Origin of the sequence: Microbacterium sp. CPCC 204701 (assembly GCF_004010105.1) — a bacterium.
Lineage (GTDB): Bacteria > Actinomycetota > Actinomycetes > Actinomycetales > Microbacteriaceae > Microbacterium.
On sequence record NZ_RRYE01000129.1, the window covers coordinates 1 to 7,537 of the forward strand.

A 7,537-nucleotide genomic window follows, 5' to 3' on the forward strand; every position below is an offset into this window, starting at 1 on the left:
GAACGCGAGCGGCACCTTCCGCAGCTCGGCAAATGGCTGGGCGGCGTCGTCGCCGCGTGGCGCGCGCTGCGCAGCGCCGAGCCTCTCACCATCGTGCGCGACGGCCGCCGCGCCCGCGTGTGGTCGGTGTTCGTGGGGATCGGCCGCAACGACCCGCTGCGCGTCGCGACGATGCAGCGAGAGCACCTCGACGACGCGGTGCTCGATGTGCGCATCCACCACGCCCGCGGGTCGCGTGCGCGAGCGGTGGCTTCGCTCGCGTTCGGCCGACGCACCGCCGCGGTGCTCCGCGCACTGCGGCTCATGCCGCCCCGGTCGGACGTCGAGCGCCTCGTGGTGGGCGAGATCCACCTGACGGTGCGCCCCGATCCGGGGCATCCGTCGGTCTTCGTCCACGACGGCGAGCTCGAAGAGAGGCCCGGCGCGGAGTTCACCCTCCGGTGCGTCGCTGTCCCGCGCGCGGTGACGGTGTTCGTGCCCCCGCGCGCGGAGTGAGGCCGCGTGCGGGTCCGGTCACGCTCATCGATCCGAGTCGCGTCACGTGTGCTGCGGGAACCCCAGGTTCAGGCCGCCGTGCGACGGGTCGAGCCAGCGCGAGGTGATCGCCTTCTCGGCCGTGAAGAACTCGAACGCGTGTGGACCGTACGCCTTGGTGTCGCCGAAGTGCGACGCCTTCCAGCCTCCGAACGAGTGATACGCGACCGGCACGGGGATCGGCACGTTGATGCCGATCATGCCGACCGTCGCCTCGCGCTGGAAGCGACGAGCTGCGCCGCCGTCGTTCGTGAAGATCGCGGTGCCGTTGCCGTAGGGGCTCGAGTTGATGATCCCGAGTCCGTCCTGATACCCCTCCACGCGCACGATCGACAGCACCGGGCCGAAGATCTCGTCACGGTACACGGCCGAGTCGGTGGGCACATTGTCGATGAGAGTCGGGCCGAGCCAGAAGCCGTTCGGGTCTCCGTCGACCTCGACGCCGCGGCCGTCGACGACCACCGTCGCACCATCTTCGGTGGCCACGTCGATGTAGGACGACACCTTGTCACGGTGCTGCCCGGTGATGAGCGGTCCCATGTCGCAGCCGCGCATGCCGTCACCGGTGCGCAGCGTCTTCATGCGCTCGGCGACCTTCGCCGCGAGCTCGTCGGCGACGGTGTCCACCGCCAGGACGACGGAGATCGCCATGCAGCGTTCGCCCGCCGAGCCGAAGCCCGCGTTCACCGCGGCGTCCGCGGCGAGGTCGAGGTCGGCATCCGGAAGCACCAGCATGTGGTTCTTCGCGCCTCCGAACGCCTGCACGCGCTTGCCGTGCGACGTCGCCGTCTCGTACACGTACTTCGCGATCGGGGTCGAGCCGACGAACGAGATCGCCCGCACGTGCGGGTGCTCGAGGAGCGCGTCGACGGCCTCCTTGTCGCCGTGCACGACGTTGAAGACGCCGTCGGGGAGACCCGCCTCCTTGAGCAGCGCGGCCATCCAGTTCGCGGCGCTCGGATCCTTCTCGGACGGCTTCAAGATCACCGCGTTGCCGGCGGCTAGGGCGACCGAGAAGAACCACAGCGGCACCATCGCCGGGAAGTTGAAGGGGCTGATGATGCCGACCACGCCCAGCGGCTGCTTCATCGTGTACACGTCGATGCCGCTCGAGGCGTTCTCGGTGTAGGCGCCCTTGGTGAGGTGGCCGACGCCGCACGCGAACTCGACGACCTCCATGCCGCGCGCGATCTCGCCGAGCGCGTCGGAGAGCACCTTGCCGTGCTCGGTCGTGAGGATCTCGGCGAGCTCGTCCTTGCGGGCGTTCAGCAGCTCGCGGAACGAGAACAGCACCGCCTGCCGCTTCGCGATCGACGTGTCGCGCCACGGGGTCCACGCCGCCGAGGCGACGTCGACCGCGTCCGCGACATCCGTCGTCGACGCGAACCGCACCCGCTTCTGCACGGTTCCGAGCGCGGGATTGAACACGTCGCCGGTGCGGTCGGATGCCCCGGCCCACGGCGCGCCGTTCACCCAGTGGTCGATCACCGCGGTGCCGATGCGCTCGGTCCCGGTGCGTTCCATCGTGTCAGTCATGTCGTCTTCCTCCTTCGGAAGCGCCGCGGGCCATTCGTGATGGCGTCACGGCGGCGGATGCACGCGTCACAAGAGGTCTTCTTCGACGCTCGTCAGACTCTCATCGTAGATCGCGATCGCCTCGGCCACCTGGGCTTCGGTGACGACGCACGGCGGAACGACGTGGAGGCGGTTGTCGACGGTGAGGGGCAGCAGACCCCGGCCGGCGAGCTCCTTCTTGAGGCGCCCGATGACCTCGGCGCCGACCGGCTCGCGCGTCTCGCGGTCGCTGACGAGCTCGACCGCCCAGAAGACCCCCTCGCCCCGCACCTCGCCGATGAGCACATGCCGTTCGGCGAGCTCGCGCAGCCCCGGTCCGATGGCGTCCTCGCCCACGCGCCGGGCGTTGTCGACGATCCCCTCGGTCTCCATCGCGTCGAGGGCGGCGACGATGGATGCCGCGGCCAGCGGGTGGCCGGAGTACGTCAGGCCGCCGGGGAACACTCGGTCATCGAACGTCGCCGCGATCGGCTCCGAGACGATCACGCCGCCCACCGGCACGTACCCCGAGTTCACTCCCTTCGCGAAGGCGATGAGGTCGGGCACGACGTCGTACCCCTGGAAGGCGAACCACCGCCCGGTGCGCCCGAACCCGGCCATCACCTCGTCGAGGATCAGCACGATGCCGTACCGGTCGGCGAGGGCGCGGACGCCGGAGAGGTAACCCGGGGGCGGCACGAGGATGCCCGCCGTGCCCGGCACCGACTCCAGCAGGATCGCCGCGATCGTCGACGCCCCCTCGGCCTGGATGACGCGCTCGAGGTGGTGCAGCGCCCGCGCGGACTCCTCCTCGGGCGACGTCGCCCAGAATTCGCTGCGGTACAAGTAGGGGCCGAAGAAGTGCACGTGTCCGCGGGCGTACCGGTTCGGCATCCGTCGCCAGTCGCCCGTCGCGACGATCGCCGCACCGGTGTTGCCGTGGTACGACCGGTACGTCGACAGCACGGTGTCGCGACCGGTGTGGAGGCGAGCCATGCGGATCGCGTTCTCGACCGCGTCGGCGCCGCCGTTGGTGAAGAAGACCTTGACGAACCCGTCGGGGGCCTTGCCGAGGATGCGCTGGGCCGCCTGCCCGCGCTGCAGGTTGGCCGTCGCGGGCCCGATGGTCGCGAGCTGCTCGGCCTGTTCGCGGATCGCCGCGACGACGGCGGGATGCTGATGCCCGATGTTGACGTTCACCAGCTGACTGGCGAAGTCGAGCATGCGGTTGCCTGCGTGGTCCCACACCACCGCGCCCTCGCCGCCGGCGATGACCGGGAGGTCGAGTCCCGCCTGCGCGGACCACGAGTGGAACACGTGGTCGCGGTCGAGCTGCTTCGCAAGGGCGTCGAGGTCTTCGGTCATGCCATGGCTCCTTCGCCGGGTCGTCAGGACTTCGCGGCCACGCGGGTCTGCAAGGCGGGGATGACGGTCTCGCCGTACACGCGCATGGTCTCTTCCTTGTTGTCGTGCTGCAGGTAGCCGGCGAACTGGGTGACGCCCAGCGCACGCAGCTGCTCGAGCTTGGCGATGTGCTGGGCGGCCGTGCCGAGGATGCAGAACCGCTCCACGATCTCGTCGGGGACGAAGTCGACGTGGTCGTTGTCGGCCTTGCCGTGGGTGTTGTAGTCGTAGCCCCGGCGGCCCTCGATGTAGTCCGCGAGGGCGTCGGGGATCGCGCCGTGGTGACCGTACTTCGCGACGATGTCGGCGACGTGGTTGCCGACCATCCCGCCGAACCAGCGGCACTGGTCGCGCATGTGCTCTCTGTCCTCGCCGATGTACATCGGCGCCGCCACGCAGAACGACAGCGACTCGGGGTCGCGCCCCGCGGCGGCTGCGGCATCCTTCACCGTCTTGATCATCCACGCGGCGATGTCGACGTCCGCGAGCTGGAGGATGAAGCCGTCGCCGACCTCGCCGGCGAGCTGGAGCGCCATCGGGCCGTAGGCGGCCACCCATACCTCCAGCTCCGAGCCCCGGCTCCACGGGAACTGCAGCGTCGCGCCCTTGTACGCGACCGGCCGCGAGTTGGCGAGCTCGCGGATCACGTGGATCGACTCGCGCAGCTCGGCCATGGTCGTCGGCTTGCCGTTCGTAACCCGCACCGCGGAGTCGCCGCGGCCGATGCCGCAGATCGTGCGGTTGCCGTACATCTCGTTGAGGGTGGCGAAGACGGATGCCGTGACCGTCCAGTCCCGCGTCGCGGGGTTCGTGACGAACGGGCCGACGGTCACGCGCGTGGTCTCGGCGAGGATCGCGGAGTGGATGACGTAGGGCTCCTGCCACAGCAGGTGGGAGTCGAAGGTCCACACGTGGCTGAAGCCGTGGGCCTCCGCCAGCTTCGCCAGCTGCACCGTGCGCGCCGCGGGAGGATTCGTCTGCAGTACGACGCCGAAGTCCATGGCTCCCTCTCAGATCAGGTACTGGCTCAGGCCGCGCTTGAGGAAGCGCCCGTCGCCCTTGGCGCCGAGGTACGAGCCGCCGTCGACGATGACCTTGCCGCGCGAGATCACGGTGTCGACGTGCCCGTCCACCTCGAACCCCTCCCAGGCGGAGTGATCCATGCTCATGTGGTGGGTCGACGCCGAGATGGTGGTGTGGCCGTGCGGGTCGTACACGATCACGTCGCCGTCCGCGCCGGGCTGGATGACGCCCTTCCGCCCGTACAGGCCGAACATGCGGGCGGGGGTCGTGCTCGTCAGCTCGACCCACCGCTCCAGCGTGAGCCTGCCCGTCACCACGCCCTGGTACATCAGATCCATGCGGTGCTCGACCGAGCCGATCCCGTTCGGGATCGCACGGAAGTCGTCGAGTCCGAGCTCCTTCTGGCCCTTCATGCAGAACGGGCAGTGGTCGGTCGAGACCATCTGGATGTCGTTGGTGCGCAGTGCCTGCCACATGTGGTGCTGGTGGCCCTCCTTGCGGCTGCGCAGCGGCGTCGAGCACACCCACTTGGCGCCCTCGAACTGCCCCCATTCCTCGCTGAACCCGCCGAGCTGCTCCTCGAGCGACAGGTAGAGGTACTGCGGGCACGTCTCTCCGAACACGTTCCAGCCCTGGTCGCGCGCCCACGCGATCTGCTCGACCGCCTGCTTCGCGCTGACGTGCACGGTGTACAACGGCGCCCCGGTGAGGTTCGCGAGCATGATCGCGCGGTGCGTCGCCTCCTCCTCGAGCTGCCACGCGCGGGCGATGCCGTGGTAGTACGGCGCCTTCTTTCCCGCTTCGGCGAGCTGTGCGGCCAGCACGTCGATGGCGGGCCCGTTCTCGGCGTGCATCATCGTGAGCAGGCCCGTCTCGGCCGAGACCTGCATCGCCTTCAGCACCTGCGCGTCGTCGGAGTAGAACACGCCCGGATACGCCATGAAGAGCTTGAAGCTCGAGATGCCCTCGTCGAGGAGTCCGCGCATCGCCGCGAGCGAGTCGTCGTCGATGCCGCCGACGATCTGGTGGAAGCCGTAGTCGATGGCACAGTTGCCTGCGGCCTTGGCGTGCCACGCCTCCAGCCCGTCCTGCACGCGCTCGCCGTGGCGCTGCACCGCGAAGTCGATGATCGTCGTGGTGCCGCCCCACGCCGCCGCGCGGGTTCCGGTCTCGAACGTGTCGGACGCGTTCGTGCCGCCGAAGGGCAGCTCCATGTGCGTGTGCGCGTCGATGCCGCCGGGGAGGACGTACCGGCCCGTCGCGTCGATGACGGTGTCGACGGATGCCGCGACATCCGTCCCGAGCAGCTGCGAGCCCGGCGCGAGCACGGCGGCGATGGTCTCGCCGTCGATGAGCACGTCGGCTTCGCCGCGGCCAGTCGCCGAGACGACGGTTCCGCCGGTGATGAGCGTGGTGGCCATATCAGTCCTCCGGTCGCTGAGCCTGTCGAAGCGTCATGGCTTCGCGATCTTCGTGTAGGAGTCCGGACGGCGGTCGCGATAGAACTGCCAGTCGTCGCGCATGTCGAGGACCATCGAGAGGTCGAGGTCGCGCACCAGCAGCTCCTCGTGCTCGCTCGATCCCCGCTCGCCGACGAAGTCGCCGCGCGGATCGATCACCTGGCTGGTGCCGTAGAAGTCGACGGCCAGGTCGCCGTACTCATTGTCCTCCCGCCCGACGCGATTCGGCTGCAGGACGAAGTAGCCGTTCGCGACGGCCGCCGCGGGGCCCTCGACCTCCCACAGCCGGTTCGAAAGTCCGGGCTTGGTGGCGTTCGGGTTGAAGACGATGTGGGCGTCGGCGAGTCCGAGCTCGCGCCATCCTTCCGGGAAGTGGCGGTCGTAGCAGATGTACATCCCGACGCGCCCGACCGCCGTCTCGAACACCGGGTAGCCGAGGTTGCCGGGGCGGAAGTAGAACTTCTCCCAGAACCGGTCGAGGTGCGGAAGGTGGTGCTTGCGGTACTTGCCGAGAATCGTGCCGTCGGCGTCGACGAGCACCGAGGTGTTGTAGTACACCCCCGTCTCGGCCTGCTCGTAGATGGGCAGCACCGTGACGATCCCGAGCTCCTTCGCGAGCGCCGCGAACCGCTGCACGATCGGGCCGTCGGCCGGCTCGGCGAACCGGTAGTACTTCTTGTCCTGGGTGATCCCGAAGTAGGGGCCGTAGAACAGCTCCTGGAAGCACACGACCTGCGCGCCTCGGGCGGCGGCATCCCGCGCGAACCCCTCGTGCTTGTCGAGCATCGATGCCTTGTCGCCGGTCCAGGTGGTCTGCGAGATCGCCGCGCGTACTGTCGTCATGGTTCTCCGTCCGTCGTGTCGGGAACAGTAGGGCCTCCAGACGCGTGCGACAAGAGGGGGACGCCGATACATCTTGCGACGGATGCCGCGGCCGGCGGTCTCGCGTACCGTGAAACGGTGTTCCGCAGCCTGAAGCCGTTCCAGCTCGTCGTCGATGTGGTGGTGGCAGGGCTGTTCTTCGTCGTGGCCGCTCCGGTCGAGGTGGTCACCAGCGGACAGGGCTGGGCGGGTCAGCTGCCGCGCGGCGGCGTGTACCTGTTCGCCGCCGTCGTGATCGCGGTGCTCTTCAGCGGCGCCCTCGCCGTGCGGCGGCTGTCGCCGGCGCTCGCGCTCGGGCTGGCGTGGGCCGGAGCCCTGCTGCAGGTCGGCCTCGGGCGTCCGCCGAGCTTCTCGGACGTCGCGATCTTCGCGGTGCTGTACGCGACGGCCGCGTACGGCACGCCGCGGGTGTACTGGGCCGGCTTCGCGTCGGCCCTGCTGGGCGCGCTCGTCATCGCGGTGTACCTGACCGCCGGACCGCTGTACGCGGGCGGCGGCCTGTCGTGGGAGACTCTGCCGCTCGCCCTCATGATGCTGGTGGCCGCCGCCTTCGCGCTGGGGCTCTCGTGGACGGTGGGCGCGCTGGTGCGCACCGCGGTGCGCGCGCGAGAGAACCGCGAGGCGCAGCAGCAGGCCGAGGCCGAGGCGATCGCCGAGCAGGAGCGCGTGCGCATCGCGCG

General features: G+C 69.6%; 6 protein-coding genes and 1 pseudogene. 2 read left to right on the top strand and 5 right to left on the bottom strand.

Going from position 1 to position 7,537, the window contains the following annotated elements:
* Positions 1-495: pseudogene (locus EIO58_RS09420) on the top strand (hypothetical protein); the annotation flags it as partial.
* A gap of 42 nt (positions 496-537) precedes the next feature.
* Here EIO58_RS09420 and EIO58_RS09425 read toward each other — a convergent pair.
* The 5 genes from EIO58_RS09425 to EIO58_RS09445 form a co-directional block, all read right to left on the bottom strand.
* Entirely contained in the window at positions 538-2,070 is a 1,533-nt protein-coding gene (locus EIO58_RS09425) for a CoA-acylating methylmalonate-semialdehyde dehydrogenase (protein ID WP_127819323.1), read from the bottom strand.
* Positions 2,071-2,136: 66 nt separating this feature from the next.
* Positions 2,137-3,453: an aspartate aminotransferase family protein gene (locus tag EIO58_RS09430; RefSeq protein ID WP_127819324.1), complete on the bottom strand. Its 1,317-nt coding sequence runs from the start codon at positions 3,451-3,453 to the stop codon at positions 2,137-2,139.
* A 23-nt stretch (positions 3,454-3,476) separates the two neighbouring features.
* Entirely contained in the window at positions 3,477-4,493 is a 1,017-nt protein-coding gene (locus tag EIO58_RS09435; RefSeq protein WP_127819325.1) for a TIGR03842 family LLM class F420-dependent oxidoreductase, read from the bottom strand.
* A 9-nt stretch (positions 4,494-4,502) separates the two neighbouring features.
* Positions 4,503-5,936: a dihydropyrimidinase gene (hydA, locus tag EIO58_RS09440; protein WP_127819326.1), complete on the bottom strand. Its 1,434-nt coding sequence runs from the start codon at positions 5,934-5,936 to the stop codon at positions 4,503-4,505.
* Positions 5,937-5,969: 33 nt separating this feature from the next.
* Complete coding sequence (locus EIO58_RS09445) at positions 5,970-6,818, bottom strand: nitrilase-related carbon-nitrogen hydrolase (RefSeq protein WP_127819327.1); 849 nt, start codon at positions 6,816-6,818, stop codon at positions 5,970-5,972.
* Positions 6,819-6,935: 117 nt separating this feature from the next.
* On the opposite strand from EIO58_RS09445, the gene EIO58_RS09450 reads away from it, so the two are divergent.
* The coding region (locus EIO58_RS09450) for a DUF7134 domain-containing protein (protein WP_446723914.1) at positions 6,936-7,537 on the top strand (602 nt) is incomplete at its 3' end.

What these genes read in the sequence shown, in the direction of transcription:
- EIO58_RS09425 (WP_127819323.1), bottom strand. Translation starts at nt 2,070, where the DNA reads ATGACTGACACGATGGAACGCACCGGGACCGAGCGCATCGGCACCGCG.
- EIO58_RS09430 (WP_127819324.1), bottom strand. Translation starts at nt 3,453, where the DNA reads ATGACCGAAGACCTCGACGCCCTTGCGAAGCAGCTCGACCGCGACCAC.
- EIO58_RS09435 (WP_127819325.1), bottom strand. Translation starts at nt 4,493, where the DNA reads ATGGACTTCGGCGTCGTACTGCAGACGAATCCTCCCGCGGCGCGCACG.
- hydA (WP_127819326.1), bottom strand. Translation starts at nt 5,936, where the DNA reads ATGGCCACCACGCTCATCACCGGCGGAACCGTCGTCTCGGCGACTGGC.
- EIO58_RS09445 (WP_127819327.1), bottom strand. Translation starts at nt 6,818, where the DNA reads ATGACGACAGTACGCGCGGCGATCTCGCAGACCACCTGGACCGGCGAC.